The sequence below is a fragment of the Staphylothermus marinus F1 genome, assembly GCF_000015945.1.
In the GTDB taxonomy this organism is placed as follows: Archaea; Thermoproteota; Thermoprotei_A; order Sulfolobales; family Desulfurococcaceae; genus Staphylothermus; species Staphylothermus marinus.
The window spans coordinates 320,061-345,731 of record NC_009033.1 but is presented as its reverse complement, the minus strand read 5'-3'; the positions used below and the strand labels follow the sequence as shown (position 1 = coordinate 345,731).

24 protein-coding genes and 3 CRISPR repeat arrays are annotated in these 25,671 nt (G+C 34.2%); of the genes, 5 read left to right on the top strand and 19 right to left on the bottom strand.

The features are described 5' to 3' along the window. Positions 1–222: 222 nt before the first annotated feature. From SMAR_RS01635 to SMAR_RS01610, 6 genes are read right to left on the bottom strand one after another with little or no spacing between them, the layout of a single operon-like run. Positions 223–1,083: an HD domain-containing protein gene (locus SMAR_RS01635; RefSeq protein WP_011838629.1), complete on the bottom strand. Its 861-nt coding sequence runs from the start codon at positions 1,081–1,083 to the stop codon at positions 223–225. A 6-nt stretch (positions 1,084–1,089) separates the two neighbouring features. Next, complete coding sequence (gene cas3 / locus SMAR_RS01630; RefSeq protein ID WP_011838628.1) at positions 1,090–2,823, bottom strand: CRISPR-associated helicase Cas3'; 1,734 nt, start codon at positions 2,821–2,823, stop codon at positions 1,090–1,092. 26 nt (positions 2,824–2,849) lie between these two features. Then, a complete protein-coding gene (locus SMAR_RS01625; RefSeq protein ID WP_011838627.1) occupies positions 2,850–4,103 on the bottom strand; it encodes a hypothetical protein in 1,254 nt (417 codons plus the stop codon). After that, positions 4,091–4,969 (bottom strand): type I-E CRISPR-associated protein Cas5/CasD, encoded by an 879-nt coding sequence (locus SMAR_RS01620; RefSeq protein WP_011838626.1) that lies wholly within the window; start codon positions 4,967–4,969, stop codon positions 4,091–4,093. Before SMAR_RS01620 ends, SMAR_RS01625 begins: the two co-directional genes overlap by 13 nt. Positions 4,970–4,989: 20 nt before the next feature. Continuing rightward, the gene (cas7a, locus tag SMAR_RS01615) at positions 4,990–5,985 is read right to left on the bottom strand and encodes a type I-A CRISPR-associated protein Cas7/Csa2 (RefSeq protein WP_011838625.1); all 996 of its coding nucleotides are present in this window, start codon (positions 5,983–5,985) and stop codon (positions 4,990–4,992) included. Then, complete coding sequence (locus SMAR_RS01610; protein ID WP_011838624.1) at positions 5,985–6,365, bottom strand: CRISPR-associated RAMP Csa5 family protein; 381 nt, start codon at positions 6,363–6,365, stop codon at positions 5,985–5,987. The genes cas7a and SMAR_RS01610 overlap by 1 nt, the downstream gene beginning before the upstream one ends. A gap of 169 nt (positions 6,366–6,534) precedes the next feature. Between SMAR_RS01610 and csa3 the strand changes: the two genes are divergently transcribed. Then, the gene (csa3, locus tag SMAR_RS01605; protein WP_011838623.1) at positions 6,535–7,200 is read left to right on the top strand and encodes a CRISPR-associated CARF protein Csa3; all 666 of its coding nucleotides are present in this window, start codon (positions 6,535–6,537) and stop codon (positions 7,198–7,200) included. A gap of 28 nt (positions 7,201–7,228) precedes the next feature. Continuing rightward, positions 7,229–8,119: a CRISPR system precrRNA processing endoribonuclease RAMP protein Cas6 gene (locus SMAR_RS01600; RefSeq protein WP_011838622.1), complete on the top strand. Its 891-nt coding sequence runs from the start codon at positions 7,229–7,231 to the stop codon at positions 8,117–8,119. Positions 8,120–8,134: 15 nt separating this feature from the next. Next, positions 8,135–9,065: direct repeats of the CRISPR family, unit length 25 nt; unit sequence CTTTCAATTCTTTCTATGTTGCTAC. A gap of 165 nt (positions 9,066–9,230) precedes the next feature. Here SMAR_RS01600 and cas4 read toward each other — a convergent pair. From cas4 to cas1, 4 genes are read right to left on the bottom strand one after another with little or no spacing between them, the layout of a single operon-like run. Beyond that, the gene (cas4, locus tag SMAR_RS01595; protein ID WP_011838621.1) at positions 9,231–9,794 is read right to left on the bottom strand and encodes a CRISPR-associated protein Cas4; all 564 of its coding nucleotides are present in this window, start codon (positions 9,792–9,794) and stop codon (positions 9,231–9,233) included. Next, positions 9,781–10,047, bottom strand: a complete 267-nt coding sequence (cas2, locus tag SMAR_RS01590; RefSeq protein WP_011838620.1) for a CRISPR-associated endonuclease Cas2 — start codon at positions 10,045–10,047, stop codon at positions 9,781–9,783. The genes cas4 and cas2 overlap by 14 nt, the downstream gene beginning before the upstream one ends. A 6-nt stretch (positions 10,048–10,053) precedes the next feature. Further along, positions 10,054–10,986 (bottom strand): type I-A CRISPR-associated protein Cas4/Csa1, encoded by a 933-nt coding sequence (gene cas4a, locus SMAR_RS01585; RefSeq protein ID WP_011838619.1) that lies wholly within the window; start codon positions 10,984–10,986, stop codon positions 10,054–10,056. A gap of 8 nt (positions 10,987–10,994) precedes the next feature. After that, positions 10,995–12,017 (bottom strand): CRISPR-associated endonuclease Cas1, encoded by a 1,023-nt coding sequence (gene cas1 / locus SMAR_RS01580; protein ID WP_244372492.1) that lies wholly within the window; start codon positions 12,015–12,017, stop codon positions 10,995–10,997. Between the two features lie 231 nt (positions 12,018–12,248). Continuing rightward, positions 12,249–13,186: direct repeats of the CRISPR family, unit length 25 nt; unit sequence GTAACAACATAGAAAGAATTGAAAG. 246 nt (positions 13,187–13,432) lie between these two features. Here cas1 and SMAR_RS01575 point away from each other — a divergent pair. After that, positions 13,433–14,395 (top strand): DUF2797 domain-containing protein, encoded by a 963-nt coding sequence (locus SMAR_RS01575; RefSeq protein WP_011838617.1) that lies wholly within the window; start codon positions 13,433–13,435, stop codon positions 14,393–14,395. Positions 14,396–14,568: 173 nt separating this feature from the next. After that, a CRISPR array of direct repeats spans positions 14,569–15,184; the repeat unit is 25 nt; unit sequence GTAACAACATAGAAAGAATTGAAAG. A gap of 276 nt (positions 15,185–15,460) precedes the next feature. On the opposite strand, the gene SMAR_RS08715 is transcribed toward SMAR_RS01575, so the two are convergent. The 7 genes from SMAR_RS08715 to SMAR_RS01545 form a co-directional block, all read right to left on the bottom strand. After that, positions 15,461–15,580, bottom strand: a complete 120-nt coding sequence (locus tag SMAR_RS08715; RefSeq protein ID WP_425277390.1) for a hypothetical protein — start codon at positions 15,578–15,580, stop codon at positions 15,461–15,463. A gap of 109 nt (positions 15,581–15,689) precedes the next feature. Then, positions 15,690–15,932 (bottom strand): hypothetical protein, encoded by a 243-nt coding sequence (locus tag SMAR_RS01570; protein WP_052833780.1) that lies wholly within the window; start codon positions 15,930–15,932, stop codon positions 15,690–15,692. A gap of 263 nt (positions 15,933–16,195) precedes the next feature. Beyond that, a complete protein-coding gene (gene cas10 / locus SMAR_RS01565; protein ID WP_011838615.1) occupies positions 16,196–19,018 on the bottom strand; it encodes a type III-A CRISPR-associated protein Cas10/Csm1 in 2,823 nt (940 codons plus the stop codon). 17 nt (positions 19,019–19,035) lie between these two features. After that, positions 19,036–20,226, bottom strand: a complete 1,191-nt coding sequence (gene csm5 / locus SMAR_RS01560) for a type III-A CRISPR-associated RAMP protein Csm5 (protein ID WP_011838614.1) — start codon at positions 20,224–20,226, stop codon at positions 19,036–19,038. A 17-nt stretch (positions 20,227–20,243) separates the two neighbouring features. Continuing rightward, positions 20,244–21,296 (bottom strand): type III-A CRISPR-associated RAMP protein Csm4, encoded by a 1,053-nt coding sequence (gene csm4 / locus SMAR_RS01555; protein ID WP_425277383.1) that lies wholly within the window; start codon positions 21,294–21,296, stop codon positions 20,244–20,246. 22 nt (positions 21,297–21,318) lie between these two features. Continuing rightward, positions 21,319–22,269: a type III-A CRISPR-associated RAMP protein Csm3 gene (gene csm3 / locus SMAR_RS01550; protein WP_011838612.1), complete on the bottom strand. Its 951-nt coding sequence runs from the start codon at positions 22,267–22,269 to the stop codon at positions 21,319–21,321. Between the two features lie 18 nt (positions 22,270–22,287). Beyond that, on the bottom strand, positions 22,288–22,710 hold the full coding sequence (locus SMAR_RS01545; protein ID WP_011838611.1) for a hypothetical protein: 423 nt from the start codon (positions 22,708–22,710) through the stop codon (positions 22,288–22,290). Between the two features lie 216 nt (positions 22,711–22,926). Between SMAR_RS01545 and SMAR_RS01540 the strand changes: the two genes are divergently transcribed. Then, entirely contained in the window at positions 22,927–23,571 is a 645-nt protein-coding gene (locus tag SMAR_RS01540) for a hypothetical protein (protein WP_011838610.1), read from the top strand. A 120-nt stretch (positions 23,572–23,691) separates the two neighbouring features. Here SMAR_RS01540 and SMAR_RS01535 read toward each other — a convergent pair whose 3' ends face one another. Next, complete coding sequence (locus SMAR_RS01535; protein ID WP_011838609.1) at positions 23,692–24,024, bottom strand: hypothetical protein; 333 nt, start codon at positions 24,022–24,024, stop codon at positions 23,692–23,694. Positions 24,025–24,149: 125 nt separating this feature from the next. Here SMAR_RS01535 and SMAR_RS01530 point away from each other — a divergent pair, with 125 nt between their 5' ends. Continuing rightward, complete coding sequence (locus SMAR_RS01530; protein WP_011838608.1) at positions 24,150–24,686, top strand: hypothetical protein; 537 nt, start codon at positions 24,150–24,152, stop codon at positions 24,684–24,686. A 3-nt stretch (positions 24,687–24,689) separates the two neighbouring features. On the opposite strand, the gene SMAR_RS01525 is transcribed toward SMAR_RS01530, so the two are convergent. Then, positions 24,690–25,175 (bottom strand): MogA/MoaB family molybdenum cofactor biosynthesis protein, encoded by a 486-nt coding sequence (locus SMAR_RS01525; protein ID WP_011838607.1) that lies wholly within the window; start codon positions 25,173–25,175, stop codon positions 24,690–24,692. Positions 25,176–25,671 lie beyond the last annotated feature (496 nt).

Genomic DNA, 25,671 nt, shown 5'->3' with positions numbered 1-25,671 from the left:
ACCTCTTATCTATAAGTTTCTCCACTCTTTTTCTGCCCCTCTATGTCAATATAGAGTAGGAGCTCGATAAAACATCAATCGCATCTTTCCTAACTTCCTCTCTAACAATCTTTTAAATTCCTTAACATTAATAGCTAGTAGACAAGAACAAAATATACACTATTGATTCCAAGAATTTAGCAATTGATTCAAAAATGTTTTGAATAGTTGAGTGAAAATGCTTTAAGCTGATTCTTTTATTGTTGCAGACAAATAGTATTTTCTCCATTGTGAACACATTTTTCCAAATCTTGTTATTGGGCCTGCTCTTGTTCTACGGGCTGCTTCATAGTCTAGTACTATTAGCGAGGTAAGTGTTAGATGCATTAACTTTGCAAGTTTTCCTCCACCAGCGAATATTTTGAAGAATTCTTGTTTTAATCTCTTATATCCTCCGTTAGCGTCTTTGATAACATTATATATTTTCTGTGAGTATTTATTGAGTAGTTCAAGCAATATAATCGGTAGTTTACCAATTCTATCTGTGTCTATACTTGTTTTTAATAAGCTGAGCTCCTCCACTATATGATTAATTATTTGGGCTACATAGTTCTCATCCATTCTAGATGCTATATTCTTTATTTTATTAATTCTCCTCGTAATTGAGAGAGCGTGGTGATGGAACATTATAGCATAAATGCTTGGTTTAAGAAGCCATGAACTATAACTAGTAGGATATATCTTGTTCAAAATATTGTTCAGATTATCCAAGATAAGAGCAGATAATATCTCATGCCCTGTGAAATATACTGGCTTACCCATCCCGATAAATTTCTGTGCATTCTCTAAGTAGAATGCTTTCCCAATATCGTGGAAGATAATTGAAGTAACAAGTATATCATAATAGTCTACATCTCTAACCTTTATAGCTGAGCCAATATTTATTTCTGAAAACAATTTATTACCATAAACTATAGCTCTAGACCCCCTATCCAGTAACTCTATCATTAAACCAGTATGCTCAGCCAAGTATTCAATAGGCTTCACTTTATTACTGGGATCATAGAAGCTTATAACCCTATTACTAATCAAACCCGTATCCATAAAATACTACACCTCCAAAACAAGTCCTTTCTCATAATCATATTTTCCCCTAACAACTACACCGATAAAATCGGGCATCATTGATCGTCTCCGAAGAATTGTTCTAAGTCCTTTAATGGATAAGCCTTCTGCATTAAGTTCCTCTTGTTCCAGCTCATTACCTCTCTTAACAAGCACTCCTACAACAATCTGGGGTTTTAATGCTTCTATACTCATTGGTATAAGTGATTCATATATGTTCTTAGACGATAAATCACTCTCTGCAATCACCGGGATCTGTATAGAGTCTCTTATGAAGCTTCCACCCATGTCCAGGAATTTCTCAATTGCTCTCTTTACATGGGCTAATCCTAGATAAAGTGTGGCTAAATCATTTACTTCTGAAGTATTAATGGCGAAGTCTTCTATGCGGTAAACATTGTTTATTAATTCTCTATACTTGGATGGGAGATGGGGGTTGAAGGTTTTAAATACTATTAATTGATCTAGGGTTCTCTGTACAAGGCTGTGATCATAGACTTTATATTTGTTTTTAAATTGTTTCAAGTCTTCATACCAGATTCTTAAATACCCGTATTTTTCTCCAGGGTATCTTAGAAACCTCCCCATACGCTGTATGAGGGAGTTTGCAGGAGCGATATCTGTTATGAAAACATTTGATGAAACATCAACTCCTGCTTCAATAACTTGTGTAGCTACTATAATGTATTGTATGTTTTTAGTGTCCTGTTTATTCTTGATAGCCTCTTTAAGCATATTGCTTAGCTCACGTATCTTGTCAACTCTGTCACCTCGATCCTTCTCCTTATATCTTGAGTGGATAAGTATTACATTATCATTGCTAACTCCTATTTTTCCAGAGTATTTCTTCAGGTAATTATAGAATTCAACAGCTTCTCTAACAGTATTGAATACAACTAGTGCTCTTAAGCCTTGATCCGATAAGTTCTTTTCCGCCTCCATTAACCACTCCATAATTTTTTCATATTTATCCTCTCCTACCTCGACTGGTTTCATATAGTCTATTTCCTTTTTCTCCCTCTCCTCAACAAATTCTGGATCCATGTCTTCACTAAACTTTACAACGTTTATTCCACTATACACCCTCTTCAATTCATGAATAAATGCGTCTGGTAACGTTGCAGATTCAAGTAGCAATTTTAAATCGTTATTATGAGCTATTATAACTAGTGCGGCTAAGAAGTTCAGTGATTTAATAGAATCTGCTAATAAATGTGTTTCATCCAATACAATATTGGATAATAATACTGTGGCTTTTGAAAACAAATAGTGTCCTAGAGTACTAGTGATTGATTCGCCTATATATAATGCCTTCAAATACCTGTCTAGCTCACTGGGTTCTAATCCAAAAATACACATTGAGAGTGTATCAATAGTTGTCAACGTTACCGGTTTAACGTAGTAATAGGATTCATGATGCCCCATATATCTCGAACCAACAAAGTCTTTAAGACCAAGTTTTTCTCCCAGCATCCTAAACTTGTTCAGCTGATCTTCTAGAAGTGTTCGTAGAGGATAGGATATTACTGATTTAAACCCGAATATTAAATTATATAGTGTAAATGCTTGTGACAAAGTTGTCTTACCATAACCTGTAGGAGCCTCAACAATCGATATGTTGCTTCCAACAACTTCTCGCCAAGCATGTTTTAAAAAATCTCTTCCACTATAATTAAAAACCTTATATACATTATCAATAATAGTTTCAGGATTACTCATAGAGGCTCTCTCCGCGCATTTAACATTCATAGGGTCTTGGATATTTCCGTTAATCTTCGAGAATAGTATCTTGCTCTATTCTTATACTTCTCATTTTTCTCTCCCTCTAGAATAGTCTTTGCATTAGTAAGCTCTCTTAAGAAACCATAAAATCCCCTGGGATCACCATATACTATAAACCTATAGAGCTCCATTAACGCTCTAAACGCATGATCCGCGTCTGGATCCTTATTCTTCTTATCCATAGAATTAATACTCCATATCAGAGGGCTATTAGGTTGCACCATTTTGTTAAGAATGCTCAATAGGTTCTCTGATTTATCCGAGGATCCAGTAATCTTCTCCAGAACATCGAGATAGTAAGGTGTCGAGTACAGGTTTAGCAGAGTTGTGTTATAGATCTTATACGTGTTACCTTCATTAACAACTCTATATAGTTGAAGAAATAAATGATCTATTTCGTTCTTCGCTAATTCCGCCATGATATTCGTGTCTAACATGAGACTCAATATAATGATCTCGCTGGGCAGATTAGAGTTTATAAGCTCTCTAAGTTTGGTCACAACTATTCTCTTTAATGTCATTAAATTATATAGATATTTAGGATTACGACTTGCCAACATCTCTAGCATCTCATCAGGTGAGAAAAATAGATAATAATATGATATCTTTGATACCTTAGAACCACTCTTCGGTTCTCTATACTGGACTACATAGGATGATGCTATTCCTAATAAACCGATGAGAACCCAGAAAGGTTCGCCTTTAACACCATACCGATTATAAGTTGTATTTAAGTCAGCTGTAGTAAATCCTGTGTATCGGTCAACTTTGAATATTTGTGGGGCAGAAACAACATCTTGTAACGCAGAACCTATAATTAAAGAATTACTAGTGCGTTTATAGATTAAGCTCGAATCTCTTAGGTCTGGGAGTTTTGTATAATTATTTATAAGCACTTCTAGTAATTGACCAATGTAAGTTATTCCTGATTTTCCCTTGAGAGGCACTCCCACGGATTTAAGTATCTGACCGGGAAGATCATATTTCTTGTCATTACCCACAAAAGCTGTTCGTACTGAAACAAACTCATCGCGTAGTGATTTATCGCGAATAACATTTTCGAATAGTTTTCTTAAAGAATAGCTAGGCAGTATTATTTTATTGTAATGAAATGATGATTGATCTAGATTGTGTTGGAGCAGTAAAAGTAAGCCTTCATAAATTATTTGAGTTAAAAAAGTATTATCAGGCTTTATTAATAATTTCAGCTCGGCCATAATTTAGGAGACACCCCTACAACTCGTTCCTCGTTGGAATTAAAAAATACATTATATATGGCAAATGGTTCTTGTACAATAATTTTTACAGATGGTTCGCTAGATATAGTCAACTTTATTGGAACCATATATAATAAGAGATTGCTAGAAAGATAATGATCAAGTATGCTTTTATTTTCTTCCTTTAATTTATAGGGATTAATGTATGTCTCGTATATCCATCCTTTATCAATAATGTCTAACACCTTAATTCCTCTGTCTAGTGGAAAAGAGTAATCAGTTATACTTATTCCCCTCTCAATGTTAATTTTTCTTGATTCTTTAACGTCCATAACACTGACTATACTCTCCTTTGATCCAATTCTATGAATATCCCATAAAAGATCTACATCTAGATCTACTTTTACACGATCTACGTATATTTGATTTTCTTTAAAGACTATTAATATATCAATTTTAGGAGGATCGAAATCAAGTGGAGCAAATATTGTCTTACCCCTAGCTGGCGCATCGAACGATCTATCGAGATCCTTTGGATTAGGATAGGGAAGAACTACGTTCTTTTTTCCAAGTGTTTTACCAGTAAGCTTGACAGCTAGGATTCTATTTATATCCATATATTTGATAGGGAGCACATTAACAGGTTTTAATCCTAGAGCAAGAAGATTTGCTGATAATGATGCTAATAATTTTCTAACAGACGCAGAGTTTTCTCCTAATTTATATTCTTTTGCTATTGGTTCAGCTATTGCTCCGAGTATTGTTGTTGGTGGGGGATAATAGTATGATGGGTTTGTTTTTGATAAGCCTACTATTCTTGATTGGTGACCCCATAGAAATTCTATTCTTAACTTATATGCGTGCATTTCTATGGTGCCCTAATGATTTATTTCTCTGTGATCCTTTTGACAGCGTCTTCAATGGCTTCAAATAATACTTCTTCGAATGATTTCTCTCCATCTCTCCTGTATATGTATAGTTTAGTGTTCTTATTGATCTTTTTCAGTTTCTTCTCAGCGTTCTCGATATATTTCTTAGTGAATGGGCTTGGAACAGTCCATGGTTTATCGCTTACTGCTGCCACGAATGATTCCCAATCTATTACTGGTAGGAATCTTGTTTTCTTAGCTCCAAACATCATTTCTGTAATGAATTCTCTGAATGCTTCTAATGCTACTATTTTACGCTTCTTAATCTCTTCTTCACTAACAATTGGTTTTCCTGCTGTTTCTACTGAGTATGTTGATCTACCAATATATCTTGTGTCTAAGTCGAAGCTGAAAACGTATGGTGCTGAGGCTATTTCTACATAGTATATCATTTGTCCTCTTTCTTTAACATGTTTGGTGCCTAAAGCGTATCTTGTATGTAGCTGTGGCTCGATCACAGTGTTTACTAGTGCTTCAGCTACGGGTATCATGTATCCTACGTAGAAGTTGCTTGTTCTCTTAAGATTCTTAACTTTTTCCTCTTTCTTTTTCTTTCCTTCTTTCTTTTCTGTTGTAAACAGGAATCCTCCTACATCTTCTACTACACAACCCTTAACTATTGTTTTTTCGAGTTCTTCGGGTTTGTCGGGTATTGTTTCTTGGTTAAAGGAATCCTTGAATACTTCTTCGTTTGTGCTTTTTAAGAATATTCCGTGTTTGCATAGATTACATACGGATAATCCGTTTTCTAGTGCTTTCTGTGCTAGAATATACTGGTATCCGTGAGCTATTGATTCTCCGCTTATTGCTGGGACCATGTATGTTACGTAGGTTTCAGGTATTACTACCGGTATTCTTCTATGTTTTACATAGTTCCCTATGCTTTCAACCATGTTTAGTGCTTCTGCGTTAATATATACTCTTCCTCTGAAGCTGAAATATATGTCTCCCATTACTTTTCACCTCCTTCTTCTTTTTCTTGGGTTTCTATTCTTAGAGAATTAGCTTTAGCTAGGGCTTTTGCAGCTATTGTTGCTACTATTCTCCTAACTTCCCTAGGATCATTTATTCTAGAGATCTTATCAATTATGTATTCAACACTCTTCATTTTGATCTCTTTTGCTACACTGTATGCTTTAGGATTTGTCCATTTCGTTTTGTTCATTAAGGAGCTATAGTCTCTTAGTGCTTCTCTCAAATAATAAACTGCTAGATCCGGTGAGACAACATATCCTAATTTATCTACGTGGGAGTAGTCTCCGTTCTCCGCTATGATTACAGCTAATAGTTTCGATATAGGGTCAAGATTTATTTCGGTAAGCGATTCAGACACGTTATCACCAACAAATATTTTTCCTTAGAATATATATAGGTGTTTTTAAAGTGGTTTTGGAAAATCATTATTGTTTTTCCAGGTTATTAGAAAAACAAGTTATGTATCCTGTTATTATATTTATTATAGTATAATAGTATAGGATAAGAAAGTATTTGGGGTGCAATACTTGATTTTAATAGCTACGCTCGGCTTTGATGAAAGACCTGTTCTCCACGCGTTATCCGAAGCTGGTTTTGGAAATGTTGATAAGATTATTTTGATTAGGCCGGCAAACGATGATCCTAGAGCTGTTAAAGCTGTTTCAGAAATTAAGAAGATCGCTGTTATTAGTGGTCTTAGAGATGAGGATGTTATAAGTTATAGGGTTGAGGTATCTGATTTCTGGGGATCTGTTAGGATGATCCATGAATTATTCCTTGACCATGCAAGAAATAATAATGAAATAATCCTATGTCTTGGCGGGGGTCTTAGAGCACTTGTTCTCGAAACATTTACTGCATTCATACTATTAACTCCTAAGCTTAGAAGTGTTTTTAGGGTGAGAATTGATTTAGAGACTGGTGCTGGATCAATTATTATTAGTGGAGCTGAGATATTCACGAATACTAGTTTGTCTCGGAACGAGTTAGAAGTTTTAAGGATCATATTGGAGGAGCCAGGTATAACTTTGTCTAGAATATCAGATAGAATCGTTAAACCTGCTTCATCTATTCATAGAATACTTAAGAAATTACTGGATCGAGGCTTTGTTAGGAGGGAGGGTAACAAGTATTATTTATCCCCTGCTGGAAGAGCTGTTTTAGAAATTGTTGGCAGAGAAGATCTTATATAAATAGAAATGAATTGGAGGAGTCTACGTATTGATTGATATAGGTCTTGATATTGAGCATGTCTTATTTTCTGCTCCTAGTAGGAGATACTATGTTGTACATGTTGGGATAACTGTTACTAATCCAGCTGTTCTCCCACCGTTCACTGGTAAAGTTGTAAAGTCTTTGCTTATTAAAAGTAATCCTTTGCTTGAAAAGATTTTTGAGGAAAGCATTCCTGATCAGCCTAAACCTATACATGTTACACCTATAGGATACTATAGTAGAAACGGCGTGGTTTATTTATGGAAGAGAGCTGGTGTCAATAATGGAATCACTACTGTTAAGCCTGACAAAAAATATTTCTTCACAGTATCATGTAGTGAAGAGGTTTCTGGAATGATTCTTGAAGCTGTTCTAGGAATTAATAGTATAAAATTTTTCAACACTGAATGGATACTCACAGACCTAGATGTTAAAACATATAAGTTGCCAAACAATAACCCCCCAATAAAACTAGACAATACTGATTCAGTAAAAGTGATGTTTAGAACACCTGTACAACCAATAGATCCATATAGAAAATCAAAGTATAAGAGACTAAACATATTACCTGGAATACTTTTCAGCTATAATGCTGGAGAAATAACCAAGATGTATAAAAGAGGACCGGAATACTGGAGAATACTAGACATAATAAACTATGTACTCATAGAAAGCAAAACATATTGGAAAACGGTTAAGCAAGTAGAAGTACTATACGAACAAAAAACAATACCAGCACTAACAGGATACGTAAAATACTGGATAAACAAAGAAAACACTAGCAAAAAAGAAAAACTACTAATAGAAAACATACTAAGCCACGCACAAATAATGGGAGCAGGATCAAGCAGAGCAATAGGACTAGGACATATAGAAATAAAAACCCAACAAACATAAGGAACCCCAAATAATCTTTCAATTCTTTCTATGTTGCTACTTGGTCAATTGTCGGCGTATAATCTATCTCGCTGTATCTCTCTTTCAATTCTTTCTATGTTGCTACCAATTTCTATAAACGCATGCCACAGAGCGGTTCCTATCTTTCAATTCTTTCTATGTTGCTACCTAGGAGAGCAATACCTCTATTAGGACGCATAGGTCTCTAACTTTCAATTCTTTCTATGTTGCTACATATTTAGGACAAAAATTGTGCCGAAGCTTGATACGGCAGCTTTCAATTCTTTCTATGTTGCTACCTAATAATAGCATTAATAAGCGTTGCAATTCCATTAATCTTCTTTCAATTCTTTCTATGTTGCTACATGAAATGCTAGTAGAGTATGCTCCACAAATTTATGGACCTTTCAATTCTTTCTATGTTGCTACACATCCGCTACCCCGATATCGCTGGCAAAACCGAGTCCGCTTTCAATTCTTTCTATGTTGCTACCAGTTATACGATATACTGCTAAGGTTTGTGGGGATAAACTTTCAATTCTTTCTATGTTGCTACTAAAGAGAAGGTAGAGGCAGTAGCCCAGGCTATTCTACAACTTTCAATTCTTTCTATGTTGCTACTTTTGCATGCATGTTTTGTGTGCGTGGTGTGGCGGGGGACTTTCAATTCTTTCTATGTTGCTACAACGGGTTCTCGCTCTCCACCTAACCATGTCGTCCTCGCCTACTTTCAATTCTTTCTATGTTGCTACATAGTAGCCGAAACCCTTAGAGAAGCCCTCAAGAAAAGAACTTTCAATTCTTTCTATGTTGCTACCAATATCAGGGTTTATAGAGATAATAAGCTGATTGCTGAGCTTTCAATTCTTTCTATGTTGCTACTTAAATATAATTGTTTTTTAAGACATTGTTTTTATGAGGCTTTCAATTCTTTCTATGTTGCTACTTTGGTTCGAATACGTTGTTACATTTATTTAATCTGTTCGAATTGTTATATATGTTTTTCTATATTTGATCCCTAATTGATCGTGTTCGACTGGTTTTCTATAGACTTAATAGTATCTTTGAGGTATTGATGGGTTTGTATAATGAAAAACATTCGACCACATTTCTATTGGTTTTTTGTTTGGTATGGGCATATGTTTTTGTAGTCGCAGTTGATGCATGATTTTGAAGGTGTTGGTTTTGGTGTTGTTTGTTCTTCGAGTGTTTTCTTCATGTTTTCTAGTGTTTTTATTATGTAGTTTCTATCGTTGCTTGTAATATTGATTATTGTTGTTTTTGGTCCTGGCATTATTAGGATTGCGTTTTTTACAGGTTTATAGTAGGTTTCTTCTACTAGGAGTGCATATGTTGTTAATGTATATTTCCACCAGGGTTTTAGTTTTCTACTATACTTTATTTCTAGTGGTGTATATGTTCCTCTATATTTTACTATGTAGTCTACTATTCCTGCTAGACTATATTTTTTCGATTCTAGAAAGACTTGTTTACCAATAACATTATAGTGTTCTTCAACATACCTCGATAACTCCTCCTCTACTTGGCGCCCTAAATTGCTCCATAGGCTTGGAGGCTTTTTTATTCCTAGAACGTATTTATAGTAGAATACTAGTGGGCAGAAAATATATTCTTCAACCATTCTAACTGTGAACTTGTTTTCAGGGTTCTCCATGCTTGATACTTCCCTTAACTATTCTCATGTGTAGCTTTAGATCCTTAATACATATTGGGAAAATATCTATTTTATCACGTTCCGATAAGGGCAGTCTCTTCAAATATTCTGCTAGATCATTTCTTTCCTGAGGCGTTAACTCGCCGATAAACGCGCTTAATTGAATACGTGTTAATCCCCAATCCTTCAGTATCTCCGCGACTTTACTGCGTAGTTTCGTACTCGATATATCATATACTATGAGAGTTTTCAACCCGGATCATTCTCCTAAACATATATTTCTAAACAAGCATTTACGCGGGCACTTATCAGGTATTCTGGGTTCCTCACCTTTGAGTAGGAGCATTTGTATCTCGTCTCTCTTCTCCAGAAACCTTGATCTTAAATCATCGCTTACCACAAAAATATCTCTATTCACACGTATACCCTCAACAGCTCTATTAACATAAACCACCACTCCTATATCGACTGGTCTCTCATATATACTCTCCAATGCTAACGCGTATCCTGCGACTTGTAGTTTATGCCATTTCTCCCTATACCCTGTTTTGATCTCATATATTAAACCACCGGGTAGCCATGAAGCATCCACTCTTAACATACTGCTTAAACCTAGAAGCCTCCCATCAACAGGCATTTCAAGACTTACAGGAACCGCGAGACTTACAAGTCCTTCTTCATCAATATATGGATACTTAGCTTTAACCGTGTTAATCCTGCCCTCGATCCTTAGCATTTCCCAATCAGCTACTTGTAATGCGAACTCTTTTATCTTATTAGCATCAATATTCTCTACTAGTTCACTAATGTATTTTACCTCGTTATCAACAAGCTCTTTAACGCCGGGAAGTAACGCGTTTTTTAGATCAGAATAGTCACCTGAATAAATCAGCTTCTTAGCCTCCTTGAATACATGTGATACTATTTTATGTATGATTACTCCCTCAGCTTGCTTACTAGTTGTAAACAATTTCTTCCTGAGAACTTTTCTCCTAATCCATACATCTCTATATGTTGGACAAATTGATCCAGCGATTTCCCATATGGGTAGTTGTAGCTCGAAACTATATGGTCTAACAGGGGGTTGGTGCCAGTTCCACCCCCGTAAACGATCATCTATTGGGTTCTCTCTAGTACGAGGGAGGAGATCATGTATTAACAGCTTATATTCTATTTCATCTAAATAATACATTGTCTAAGTCACCAAGGCATATATGGTGGTTGTATAGATGATGTTCTATTATTTAAGAATCTAACTATTTCCTGTACAAACCAGAAAACAGCTGCTTCCATGGTCATCTTCCTAGCTTTATACTCTATTCTCTGCCTAGTGAATTCCTCATAGTATTTCTTAGTCAACAACTTGGCTAATTCAGCTCCGCTAGCTCTCCTTAGAAATCCTTGATCAAGCCTATATAGGAACCTAGCAATAAATCTATCAGCAATAGGTCTGAAAGGCTCCATTAAATCATACACAAGAGATAATTTACCAGGCCTCCTAGCATGTAGGAAGCCTTGAAAAGGATCTAGGCTGAATCTCAACACGTATTTCCAGACAGTACCTGCGAGCTTATTATATATAATGTTGAGACATAGATTTACGGGATCAACCTCTTTTCCTCTCCCCCTCTTCACTCTCTCCTTAAACCCATATTTACCCAGAACAATTCTCATACCATCCCAGTAAGTATTAGCTGCTTGAGCCTCAATACTCATAATATTCTCCCTACACTTCCCGAGATCACTTGTCTCAATATCTCTAAGCTTTTCTCTAAGTTTCTTAATCTCCTCAGCCTTCTCATACAGTATTTTAGATTCCTGAGAAATGTTCTTCCTAGGCTTGCTATAGTATTTCAAGTTACTAACCTGGTTACTCAACTTACCAGAGATAATCATAGCTGCAGCTTTACAAGCCCTTCCATCCTCCAACGACCTATACTGCTCAATCCTATTCCTAACACTACCACCACTCCTAGCATGAACAAATAATGCAACAGGCCTACCAGTATAAGAAGTTACCAAAACATCAATGCCCGAATCAGCAAGAAGCTTCAACAACTCAGTACTAATACCAGCCTTACCAGAAATAATAACCTCACGAACCCTCCTAACAGGAAACTCCTCCCTACCACCCCTAGAAACAACAACAATCCTACCATGCTTCTTACGAAGAAAAACACCATAATCATCAACAACCAAGTGACCCCAATCAGTCAAAAACACCAAAACCAGCCACCAAATAAAAAATAGTATAGAAAAATATAGAAACTTTACCCATAAAACTAATGGAAACTAGTCGAATGTTTTTCATTATACAAACCCGTCAATACCTCAAAGATACTATTAAGTCTATAGAAAACTGGTCGAACACGATCAATCTAGGAATTAAATATAGAAAGAAATATATAGTGGTTCGAACAAAAAAGATAAATGTAACAACATATTCGAACCAAAGTAACAACATAGAAAGAATTGAAAGTATGCATAAAAAAATAGTTCAATGGCTTGAATGGCTTGGTAACAACATAGAAAGAATTGAAAGCTATACCATACAGCACCAATGGCCCGTTCACCAGATGGTGTAACAACATAGAAAGAATTGAAAGTATTTTTTCTTGCTTCTTATCCTCACTCTTATTTATATTAGTAACAACATAGAAAGAATTGAAAGATACATGGGCTGGAAACGTCTAGCCGAAATACTTCAAATGGTAACAACATAGAAAGAATTGAAAGATTGAGTTACTAAGTCGTAAACCTGTTCCCTAGGTAACTCTAAGTAACAACATAGAAAGAATTGAAAGAGACACACAAAAAAACACAACAACAACCCACAACACAACAGTAACAACATAGAAAGAATTGAAAGGTAGCCATAGCCTTGAGGCTAACCTTGATCTTGCCCCCTAGTAACAACATAGAAAGAATTGAAAGTTCCAGCTCCAATCGGCTCTGTATTTTATTACAATCCATGTAACAACATAGAAAGAATTGAAAGCACTCTTAAACTCTTTACCGCATATTGGACAAGTGTATTTGTAACAACATAGAAAGAATTGAAAGATATTTCCCTCTCGTATTCTTCAATAACTTCGATCGGTGTATGTAACAACATAGAAAGAATTGAAAGATTGAGTTACTAAGTCGTAAACCTGTTCCCTAGGTAACTCTAAGTAACAACATAGAAAGAATTGAAAGAGCATATCACGTTTTTGCAGAAACAAATTAGGAGTCAATGTAACAACATAGAAAGAATTGAAAGCTCGACAATCATGCTTAGAGAGTTCACGCAGTATTTTCTCGTAACAACATAGAAAGAATTGAAAGTAACGGGTTCTCCTCCCATAGATCAAAATAGAAGTGATAGGTAACAACATAGAAAGAATTGAAAGCGATAGTTCTTATACGTATCATATTCTTCTAGTTTGTTGGTATTCGAATAATGAATATGAAAGGTAAATATTTATCCTGTAAATGGCTGGTCAATTATATGGAACTATTAAGAAAAGGATCAATGGTTTCTTTGTATTGGAAAATAGTGTCCCGGATTCTAATGGAATTATTAGCTTCGTGAAGCGATGTGTTTTCTGAAATATTTAATGTATAATTATTATTCCTTAATATAGGTGAGGAAATTTATGGATTTATGGGGGGAGGGATATGTTTTGATACCTAGGCTTTTCTATTTTGATACGAGGTTTTATTCTAAGGAGTATGTTAGAGTTTCTGGGTTGGATATGTTTATGGGTTTGGAGATGGGTAGGGAGCTTGTTAGGTATAAGCTTGTATTTTATGGTTTAATTGCTCAGGAGGAGGGTTCGCATATACTACACTTAATTGTTCCCGGCGAGAAAATTATGTTTGTGGAGAACTATGTAGAGTATTGTCGCTGGCATAATGGTCCATTGGAGAGGAAAGATAATCCTTTAGAGAGGGAATACTGTGTTAGAGAAGCGGTTTCAGAGCTTGGATACTGCTCGAAGCATAGGAATAGTATTAGAGCAATATATTCCAAATGCTTCTCAACAGCGGGACTAGAAAGCTTGAGAAACTGCTGGATACTAGATGAGAAATACAAAGATAAAATAAACTATACAGTCTACCTACTAGCCTACAACAAAGACAAATTCAAAGTAGGAACAACAAGAACATGGAGACTACTAGATAGAATAGCTGAACAACCACACATAGTAGCAACAACACTATACACATCTAACAGCGCAGTAGAAACAAGAAACATAGAGATCAAAGCCGGAAAACTAGAAAGACTAACAGAAAAACCACATAGAAAACTAAAAGAAACAATAAAAACACCAATACCACCAGTACTGTTAAAACTAGAAAAAACACTTACAAAAACACAGCGAATCCTAGGAATAAAACAAACAAAACAACCAACAATATTCCGAATAGAACCAAACACAGAAATAACAGAATACCATAAAGCAAAAGAAACAAACCTAAAACAAATAATAGGAAAACAACTAATAATACAAGACTACTACGCAGGACACCTACTCCTAGAAGAAACAAACACAAACACAAAATACCTACTAAAAACAAACCAAATACTACACAAACCAAGCATAAAAACAACCTAAACCCAAAAGAAAATCACTCGAATATTTTTCATTATACAAACCCGTCAATACCTTAAAGATACTATTAAGTCTATAGAAAACTGGTCGAACACGATCAATCTAGGAATTAAATATAGAAAGAAATATATAGTGGTTCGAACAAAAAAGATAAATGTAACACGTATTCGAACTAATGTAACAACATAGAAAGAATTGAAAGCAGAATACTATATGGAAAACCCATTAGAAATATCACGGACAAGTAACAACATAGAAAGAATTGAAAGAACATTTACAGTTTAAAATTTGGGTTTTCCCATGTCTTAAGTAACAACATAGAAAGAATTGAAAGTTCCTAACATATTCAACGATCTCTTTCTGGGTAATCATTGGTAACAACATAGAAAGAATTGAAAGGTAACTGTATAATAAACGGTCTTAAATCGGGAACAAATATACGTAACAACATAGAAAGAATTGAAAGCTCTAAGCCCCGTGTCTGCCCCCCGTTACTCGAGGCGGGGTAACAACATAGAAAGAATTGAAAGTAATATTCTTCGTTATCCATGTTGATAGCATTAGTAGAGCCATGTAACAACATAGAAAGAATTGAAAGTTTCGTTCCCCAAGTTCTATATTTAAGATTTATTCCGAGAGTAACAACATAGAAAGAATTGAAAGCAAAGATACCTGTTAGAGTGCTAGGACGTAGCAGAGTTGGGTAACAACACAGAAAGAATTGAAAGCTACGTCTAGACCAGCAAACAGTTGATTTATATGATTCCGTAACACCATTAAAAGAATTGAAAGCTGTATTCTTGAATGCTGATCTCCCTCTGTAAATATAGTAATAGAAGTATTAATCCATAATTATAGCTATAAAAAGTTCTTTAACGCTTCTATAAATATTACCATATTTTAGTATTGTCTTCTCAACATCTTTATCCACCACATATTGACCATATAAGCATCCAACTTCTCCGAAAATATACCGATAGGCTTCGTGTAGTGGATACGTGTTTTCCTAATAAGATTTATTCTTAAACATGGGATATCAGGATCAGCTCTTTCCCTTTTAATGAATAGTCACGGATAAGGATCAGGATCGACCATGTAAAATTTGATCTCCTTAACATTGCTGAGTAGAATATATGTTCTTATAACGGAAACTAGTGTTCTATAGGTTAGTGTTGGCACATAGTTTATTCCATGAGTAGTATCTAGTATTACCGTGTCAGGTTTAAGTTTAATAGGATATGGTAGTTTCTAGGATTATCACTATAATCAGCCTCAACACTCTTACACTAAAAAACACTTATTCCAGGCAGGATCTCGTGGATATTCTCCCATCAATACCTTCGCCTAGAACATGAGTAATATAGTATTTTATACGTTTTCTCGAAAACTCTAGAAGATCAGAGTATTTGATCTTCTCCTTATCTCCGAGATATCTCTCATACTCTTTTCGAAGCAACTCACTTATCTTTGGAACATTATATGTGAAATTGTTAAGCATAACTTTATTGAAAGCAATAGTGTCGAGAACTAGGATTAACACATATGCACTTACATTAACGTTACCATCCGAACACTTCATAAGCGGTATAAGGGTGGTAATTTACCCTACTATATTTGGAAAGGTTTCAATACCTATATTTTCCAACTAGCAACTCTATATCATAGTGGACTTTATACCATGTATATGGATTGGTATATGGATTGCCCCAAGCGGCGACTAGAAGGACTCTACTAGGCGACTCATTACTGGACATGTTATAGTATTTTTATTTTATAAAAAATAAACAATGTTTTAGTGTTTAATCATAGTTTTTCTCTCAAACGTAGCATTAGTAGTGATAGGAAGCGAGATAGTTTGTCAAATTCTAGTATTAGTGGCTCACTTATTTTATCCGTACTATATTTTTCAATAATGGTCTTCGGCTCTAGAGGTGTTGTTAATATTTTCTTGCTTGCTAATTTTTCTATGAACTCTCTTGTCTCAGATAACCTATTATATATGTAAATGTATGCTATCAGATATTCGAGCACTCTCCTATAATACTCACTCTTCCTCTTAGTACTGCTTTCTCTTACATATCTATGATGGTTCTTCATAATATTTCTAGTAATCCAGAGTAATCTATATGATTGTTGCTTATACTTTGTCACCCACTCCTTTAGGTCTTTATCTAAACTATTATCTAGTAGTAGATCATATTGTTTCCAAGAAACAGACTTCGCACCTTCAATGTCTATAGATAATGGGTCCACATATACTCTATTCCTCCCTTCATCTTTAGCTTCTTCTAAATAATTTATTGTTTCATTATATGATAGATATGCTGGGTAATCTGACTCCCTAAGAATCATGCTTGCTGAAATAGTTAGTGCTTCTATATCACCTATTCTTCCAAAGAATCTGTTAAGCCATTCATGATAATATTTAAGATAATATAGACCTTCTACAAATCTTGAGACGATTAATGAGTCATCTCCACCACTATATACGATTACAACTTTATCTCTCAATAACTGATATTTATTATTTAATAATTTAGCATTTTTGTAAAGTATTAAGTAACCGATTAAGTTAGTGTAGAGGTTAACTAGCTCGTTAAATGTTGCATATCTACCTAGAGAACCTATAAGATGTAATCCTGTAAACCCTATGCGATCCCCATCAATCTTCATCCATGATAAGAGAGTATATTTATTATCGGCTCTAGCTAGGTCGTCGAGCTCATTTTGTTGAAGCGATACATTAGTGAATATTACTGAGAAACCTACTTGTACATTCTTATTCCTCATCAGAGCACCTGCTAGTTTTTCCATGTCTTTTCCATGAGGTATAAAGCCCCCTGGATCATTGTTCTTATATATTATAACCTCTACTCTCTCCCCAACACTATATTCCTTAATAATTCTATTAAGCACTGTTTCTATAAAGGATTGTAAGAGGGGACAATGACCTGTTTTTCTCCCTGAAAGATCCGATATGATGATGTATGTTGTATCTAATCCTTTAACCGGGATAACTCCGTATTTTACATTTATAGCATCTACTTTTTCAACAATGAATTTCCCGCTTCTAAGTTCTTCGAATAATTTATCAGAAATGTTCTTATTCCTAATCTCAACTATAAATACTAGGTTCTCAGCAGCATATCCAGCTATATGTGCTAGGAGACATGATGGACATATCTTTTCAACATCTTCTTCTAAACCTAGCTTCTGAGCTTCATCTTTACTAATAGGTATGAGGGACTCTTTAAATAGTGTTGCTTTACATAGTGGGCACATATCAGCATCTCTATTATCACTCTCATCTCTAATAGTATTCTTAGCTAGAATTCTAGGATCGAGTAGTTTAAATCTGCTTCTCTTCGACTTAGAAACCTTCTTACCCAGTTCTAGTAGTGCTTTAGAAAATCCTTTCTTTCCAAAATCTTTAGACCATGGTGGAATATATGATGGTCTAAATGGTTCAGATAAACCATAAGCAATATATATGTCTCCATGGAAGAGCTCATATATTGCTTCTTCAATCTTCTTAACAGCATTATGAAATGTTTTCTCATCAATAATACTGGGCAGTATGAATACTGCAGAATCACCTCGTTCAAGGATTAGATGGGCATGGTTTAGTTTGAGTTCTTTTAACAACTTATAAGCTGAAGCTTTCATGACGAGTTGTAATAGTAGTGAACGCCCCCTAAACTGTCTTAAAGCACCCTTGCGTCTCGCATAGGAGGCTATGTATTTCTGTATACCACTAAGATCAAGTAATCCAACCCTGATCTCGTATCCGGAGACTCCACTGTGTCTAGATAACATATATGATGATGCTAAAGCGGCGGTGAGGAGTGAATGGGCAGATAAGTTTGTTGAAGGTATATCAACGCCGTAGAGAGCATCTGGTATAAATATTAGAGAATACCTTATATAGCTTGAGAGAGTCTCTAAAAGTTCGTTAACACCCATTATTCCAGTAAGTGTAGCTTTTTCTAGATCACTCAGTACCTTAATCATGTCCTTATAGATCTCGGAGTAGTATCTTCTAATTTCTTCAAATACATTCTCCTCATCTTTATTCTCGGGGAAACATTTTACAGCTTTTAATACATTTTCAACTAATTCCAGATCATATGGGAAACTCTTATCTCTAAGCAATGCTATTACAGATACCGGTTTATAACATATATATGAGTTTTTAGGCAGTTTCTCAGCAACACTTAAGTCTTTTCTACTTTGTTTATAGTAGTTGATAATCCATAGAGGAGAGACCAAGTAGTTTGTAATACTTCTCTGTTTAGAATATATTTCATCCCCCATACTTCTCTCTGAAGCTGAATCATGATCGGCTTTTTCAAGTATTTCTAGAAGAACACTAATATTCTCGGGAGGCTTTAGCCCTCTTAGAGTATGGTGATGATACTTTATTAGAAGCTTCATTGTTTCTGGATCTATACCAATATGTTCAAATATATCATGATTTTCATCTATAAACTTCGCACCAAGATCATCGTGAGTACTATATTTTTCAGTAACTCCTATTCTTCCTCTCTGTAAAACCTTGCCGATATCGTGTAGTAGAGCAGCAAATAATAATTCATGGTACTTATTATTAGTTTTTGAACTCGTCATGAATAATAACACCCAAACTATATTATCTCTAATCTAACCCATCCGACAGGTATTATCTTTTTATTATAGAGAAAATCTGATCCAACTATTTTCATTGTTTGCAAATCCCAAACACTAATCCTATCCTTTGTTTTATTAGCCATAATATTAGTCATGATCCTAATCAATCTCTTCTGCTGATCAGGGTTCATACTCAAAAATATTGTTTTACTATACATTCCAGTCCCGTATCCCGTTTTAAAGTAAAATACATTATTCTTATTCGAAACCTCAAGTCTCCATTTATCAAGTTGTTTAATAAATGATTTATCAATGTTAGCCTTTACACTATCTAGACGTTTAATCTCGAAATTAATCATTTTTAGTGAAAAGTCCTTCAATACTTTCAATAATTTCAGTTCTTTATCATCTCTCAGTAACCTACCATATAGGCTTAAGAATTCATGGTATAACTTAATATTGTATTGGCCCCTAACATATTCCTTAGATACAGGTTTATATATTGAGATTTCATACTCGATAAAACTATCCCTGTCTAAAGCAACAACATCCTCAGATGCAACTTCTTCTAAACTAGCTAGTTTCAAAGCTACATATTTGTCTATAATAGGTTTTACATTATAATTTAATGGATCACTAATACTAACAAATTTTAACAGATCTAGAGGAGTCTTGCTAGCGGTTATAATTTTTCTTATAAATTTTTGAATAATTTGATCAATATTTTTCGTTGATTCTGAGAAGCTTAAATTATTAAGTGCTTCATCAACTGCTCTAGGATCTATTAATTTATATGTTATCATATAATTTAGGATCGCAGTTCTAATGAGCCCTTTCAGTTCACTGCCTGGTATTAAAGGAATGTTGTTTATTGAAAAATTCTTTTTAATAAATGTTCCAAGTATTTTAGGTTCGATCTTTGATATATAAGTGGCTGATGAAACATTTTTCAAGTATAGCTTATACTTGCTAAGAAGTGCTAATATGTTTCTGGACTTCAATGCATTTAATAAATCCATGTGTTTACCCTTCTCAATAATTATTCTAGTCAATTTATTCATGTCTAATATATAAGCTATAAATTCCCTCCAACTAGCTCTACTAACTACTAAATCCACGTTTTGTAAAAACATGTCGCCACTCCATACATGTGTTTCAGTAGCAACCTTGAGGAGGATTCTATGCTTTTCAATAATTTTCTCTCTCATAACATTGATCACGCTCCTCAGATCTTTATTTTATAAGTAATTGGATCGAATGATCTAACTATTCGATCACCATATCTTTGATCTACTATTACTATACCATCATTATAACAATTGATTGGGATAATACTTCCTTCAGTTAATACGAAGACGGGCCTTCTAATTAAACCTGTAAAACCACTCCTATATCCATGGATCCTTATATTGTAGAGTGTGTTTTTGCTGAGGATTTTTTGTAGAGCATTAATGCCTGGATAATATAGTCCTTGCACTACTATATAATTTCCATCAATACTATCATGTATCTCTAATTTAACACGTTCATACTTAAATTTACCAAATCCATATGTTCTCTCACCGCCAATTCCAAGATCGCTTAAAAGATTCATAGATGCTTCTACATCTCTAATAGATAAGTTTTCATTAAGAACTTCAACACCTAGTAGTAATGGAGTATGATATATTGTAGCTGGTAAATGATATGGTGTGGCAGAACCTGTTATTCTATCAATTACATTCTTAGGTCTTTTATCGATTTCAAGGATCTTTTTATGGATCTTTTTAGATTCTTCTTTTGAAGTTATAACATATCCTACTCCATCAAATTCATTAAAATAATATACTTCTCCATTACATTGAAGCTTTAGCTCTGTACTAGCTTCTCCCCCATATTCCTCAACATCTAAGCTACACTTCGATAGATCATGTTTTAATAGATTTGTTGATGCAAGTACTGTATTTTTTAAAATATTATTTACTCTATCAAAGGCTCTTAAAGGATCGCTTAACTTCGGACTGTGTAGTAGTGAGACTGCTTTATCATATAATACAATGTCTAAGCCATATACCCAAAACATAGCTTCACCATTTATTATCGGTGATGGTGTGTTCACTCGGAATAGGTTTTTTGGATCAGTTTTTGGATCAATTATTCCTAATTGAAGCATTGAATTTAGTAGAGCTGACCAAATTGTTGTGGATGGTATAAACTTATTTACAGACTCTACTCCTCTCTCACCCACATGGACTGGTGTTGTGAAGTGTAATTTATACCATTGTATCAAGCTGATCACTCATTTTCGGAAAGCTTTTAGCTCAGCCCTTGATCTCATTCAATATTTCATTGACTATCTCGTCTTTTCTGGATAGAAGGAGTTCTATACTATCAGTTCTATCAATCTTTAATTTCTCCAGTATATCTATAATATATTCTTCACTGCCTGTTTTATAGTATTCAGGCTTCTTGAGAATAATGCTTATATTCTTAAACTTCACTCTACCATAGCCTCGAGAGCCTGATCCACCTAAATATGTATCCTCTAACAGCTTCATCCCTGTAAGCAATAGCTCAATATATTCTTTGATCTTACCAAGTTTCTGGTCGACATCATATAATAGCATTTTGAAGTTTCCTTTAAATTCTACATCTGGCTTTACTCTGAGAATTGTTCGTGGATTAGCTGCACTAGTAATCCTATCTATTGTATTCTCTGTTTTCTCTTCAATAAAGGCTTCCTTAGTTAACATTCCTTTATCTGCAAGCTTTACTACATAGTCTTCTGAGGGGTATAAGTCTTCAACTATAAGTCTTGTAGGTGCATATTTCTCTAAGATTTCATTAGTTAATTCCTTATTTTCCTTAATGATCTTGGATAGATCTACTGATGGCGAACCAAACAAGTTGTCGAGTGAATGCTCTAGATCGGTGCACCAGTTCTTGGCTATGTCCCTAACATGTATAAATATCTCGTTATCGCTAGAATATAATGGTGCTCCTTCATATATTTCTAATAGACTTCTAATGCGACCCTTCAAACTTGAACCAGGAATGTATGGTACTTCTATTTCTCCAATTTCATATACTTGTTTATCCTTTATGATCTTACCGTAGTTTTTAACAATAAACATTGGCTGAATATCAGCTCCTCCAATGGTAGCTTTTGCAAGCGGTGAACGTATTAGTAATCCCGTTCTATTAACGAGTTTAAATCTTACCTCAATTACTCCAATAAGTTTTCTTTTAATATGTAGTTCGGGGCTCATCATAGTAATGACCTCCCACATTTACTTGAATTGATTATAATAAAAAGCAAGTATAGAATCGATGATCATCTTAATTGTTCTAACATGAACTCTTAGAGATTCAGCATCGAGATTTCTGATTTGTTTTAGAAAGGTTTCAAGGATCCCTACTAGCTCTTTTGATAGGTTCCAGTTTAACTGTTTTCTTTCGGCTTGATACCTTATTAATATTGTGGACTCGACAAGATCAGCGATATATTTTTCCCGGTCTCCAGGATTAGATAAAAGCTTATCTAGTATTGATGTTAGTATTGAGTGTATTTTTCTATATGCGGTTTTAGATGTGTCTTTAATATAATTTTTACCGTATTTTGCAATATTTTGTAGTATTAAGTCATAATTTTTATTTTTCACAATATCAAGATATGTATTGACAAGAATGTCTCTGTGATATTTATATGACAATATATCAAACCTCATATAGTTATAGAGACATTCATACCTATTATATATATTTAGAAAGAATTAATAATATAAGCCTTTTTCTTTTTAAAAATGAATTAATAATTGCATTAATATACAAAATTATTTTCAAATTAATTAGACTTAGACTTTTATTACATGCTTATAAGTTTTAATTTATATTTTTTATTCATTAGTTAATGTATTTGGGGAAATTTTATGGTTAATTTGTATTTAGTTATTGTAAGATCAGATCAAAATATTAATACTTCAGTAATTAATAGTATTTTAGGTCTTATTAATGAGCTTTTTATTTCTTGGTTTAATGGTTCTTTTCGTAATGAGCTGTTTTTTGGAGTTGTTAGTAATTTTTATGGTTTAAAGGATGTAGCATTGACTTTTTATTCATTAATTGCGACTTATCTAAAAAATATTAGGATATATATTTTTGATCATAATGATCTTGTCTTATATGTATTTAATGGTGTTAAAGGTAGATCCATTAGTTTTTCTACGTTTTTTTCTAAATTTGCCGGTGTAGGTTATATTATTGCTTGTAATAAGGGTTTCCCAAGAGCTCGGAAAATTAGATTGGATGAACTGTTTCTAGATAATATTTATAAGAGTTATGATATAGGCGAATATATGTCTATGGATTCTATAGCGAAGAAATGCACTATAGATAAGCTTAGTGGGAATACTAGGTATGGAAAATACGTAATTAATGTATTATTTGAGTGTAATAGTGTAAACGATCTATTGCAGCTTTTGAGACAGATTATATTAATAAGTATTTTTAGCGCTAAGCTGTATGATCAAGAATGTGTAATTAAACCGTTATGGAAGATTTGCATGAATAAATAATAACTGACGACTTTCCCTATTATTCTGTCTGAAACAGTGTATTCGAAGATGATTTTTAGAAATTATAGAAATGAATAAAAAATTGTTTTGTTTTATTTATAAAAAATGGTGTTGTTTGTTTTATTTCTTCTTGAATAATGTGAATAGTGCTGCTGCTAGTGCTACTGCTCCTAGGCTTGTTCCTGCTACTCCCATGTTTGTTGCTGTTGTTGCTTGTTTGTTCTTGTTTACTTCTGTGCTTAGCTTACTTGTTGAGTGTGTTAGGTTTTCTAGTTTGCTGAGTATTTCTTGGTGTTCACTTGATAGGCTTTGTTTTACATTGTTGATTAGTGATGTTAGATCTGTTTTGGCTTGGTCTCGTTTGTTGTTGAGGTTGTTCTTTAATAGTCCTAGCTTTACTCTAACTAGTAAAACAATATTATATTCACGTATAAAAAGATATAAAGAGATCAATGATCGATAAGATATATACTTAATTGATTTTAAGAAAGAACCCTATCCGAAATCTATGATTTATAATGCTTTATTGAGTTCACTTTATTTTTTGAATACATATAAGGTATTATTGGTGTTACATTATGAGTGGAGACGAGGAGCTTCTCAGAATACTGGAGAAAATCACCTCAAGAATTGTTGAGAAAAAGAAAGAAGAATATACTGGTGAAGTTGAGTTAAGTGTTTTAAGCATAGATTCTCCGCATGGAATATATGTTTATGATAAGGGCAAGGATAAATGGGTTTTAATAAAAAAAGAGAATGGACCGTTTAAACCCGAAAAAGACGGGTTTCATATAATATATTTTGATAATGCAAAATGCCCTGCATGTAGAATATATGATCTCACCTGGTACCCATACGTTAAATTATTCGGTTCAACACTTGAGAACACATATTTCTACATAGTATATTGTGATTGGTTCGCTCAAGAATGCAACTCGGAAGCTGCGAGAAAAAGTTTCAAATACTATAATATACATGCTTCACCGACAACTCTACTATTATATGTTGAGAACGGAGAAGTAAAGGATCAGGAAAAAATAGAGGGTGCAAAAACACTGGACAAACTAGCATCGATAATAGATGAATTCATCAAGAGAAACAAAAAGAAACAATAAACTCTATGTTTTATGGGGTCCCTCAAATCTCCATACTTCTTCATATATGTGTGGTATTGTTTCCAATAGTATTTTTAATCCAAGCTTTACAGCACCCGTAGAACCCGGCAATACAACAGCTATTCTTCCATCATATAAGATGAATAATTCGGCTCTGCTAATTATTCCACGATAACCTATTTCTTCAAAAGATAAACGCCGAAACAATTCGCCGAAACCAGGTAGTTTTCGCCATGCAATACTTTCTACAGTATCAACAGTTATATCACGGGGTCCAGGCCCAGTCCCACCTATAAATAATAATACATCTCCTCGACGCTCACGGATCACCCTAATAATCTCACGGGGATTATTTGGAACAACAACTTTATCTACAACAACATATCCATTATCCTTTAATGTTTCAACAGCGAACTCTCCGCTAATATCCTTCTTTAACCCTTGAAAAACATTATCACTAACAACTATAACCAAGAAACTAATACTCAAATCACCTACCCCCTACCAAGGCTTACTCATTGAGTAATTATTCTATTAAACATATACATGTTCTCAGTAAAATACATAGTTCTTTCAATAAACTTTTTAATATAATTGAACTATTTCTCGTTGATTCGATTTCTAGTCTACGCAGACTAGATCAACAATCTTTATTGTTGAAACGAAGATTATTAAGTCAAAAATCACGATATCGATAAGTACCGAATTCATATCCATGTATGAACTGATCAATCCTGGGTATAGAGAAATAACACTTTTCACATATTCATCTACAATATATTTTAACATTGCAATAATCGGAAGAGATAATACCGTTGCTACAAATGGTTGGGTTAGATACAGTGATACTCTTCTAAAATCATTGTATTATAAATTGTAATAATATATTTTGGCGGGACCAAAAAGACTCATACATAATTCGCTTAGATGCCTCCTATATTTTCATGGATGGATAAGAATAGTTCAGAAAATATGAATTCATACA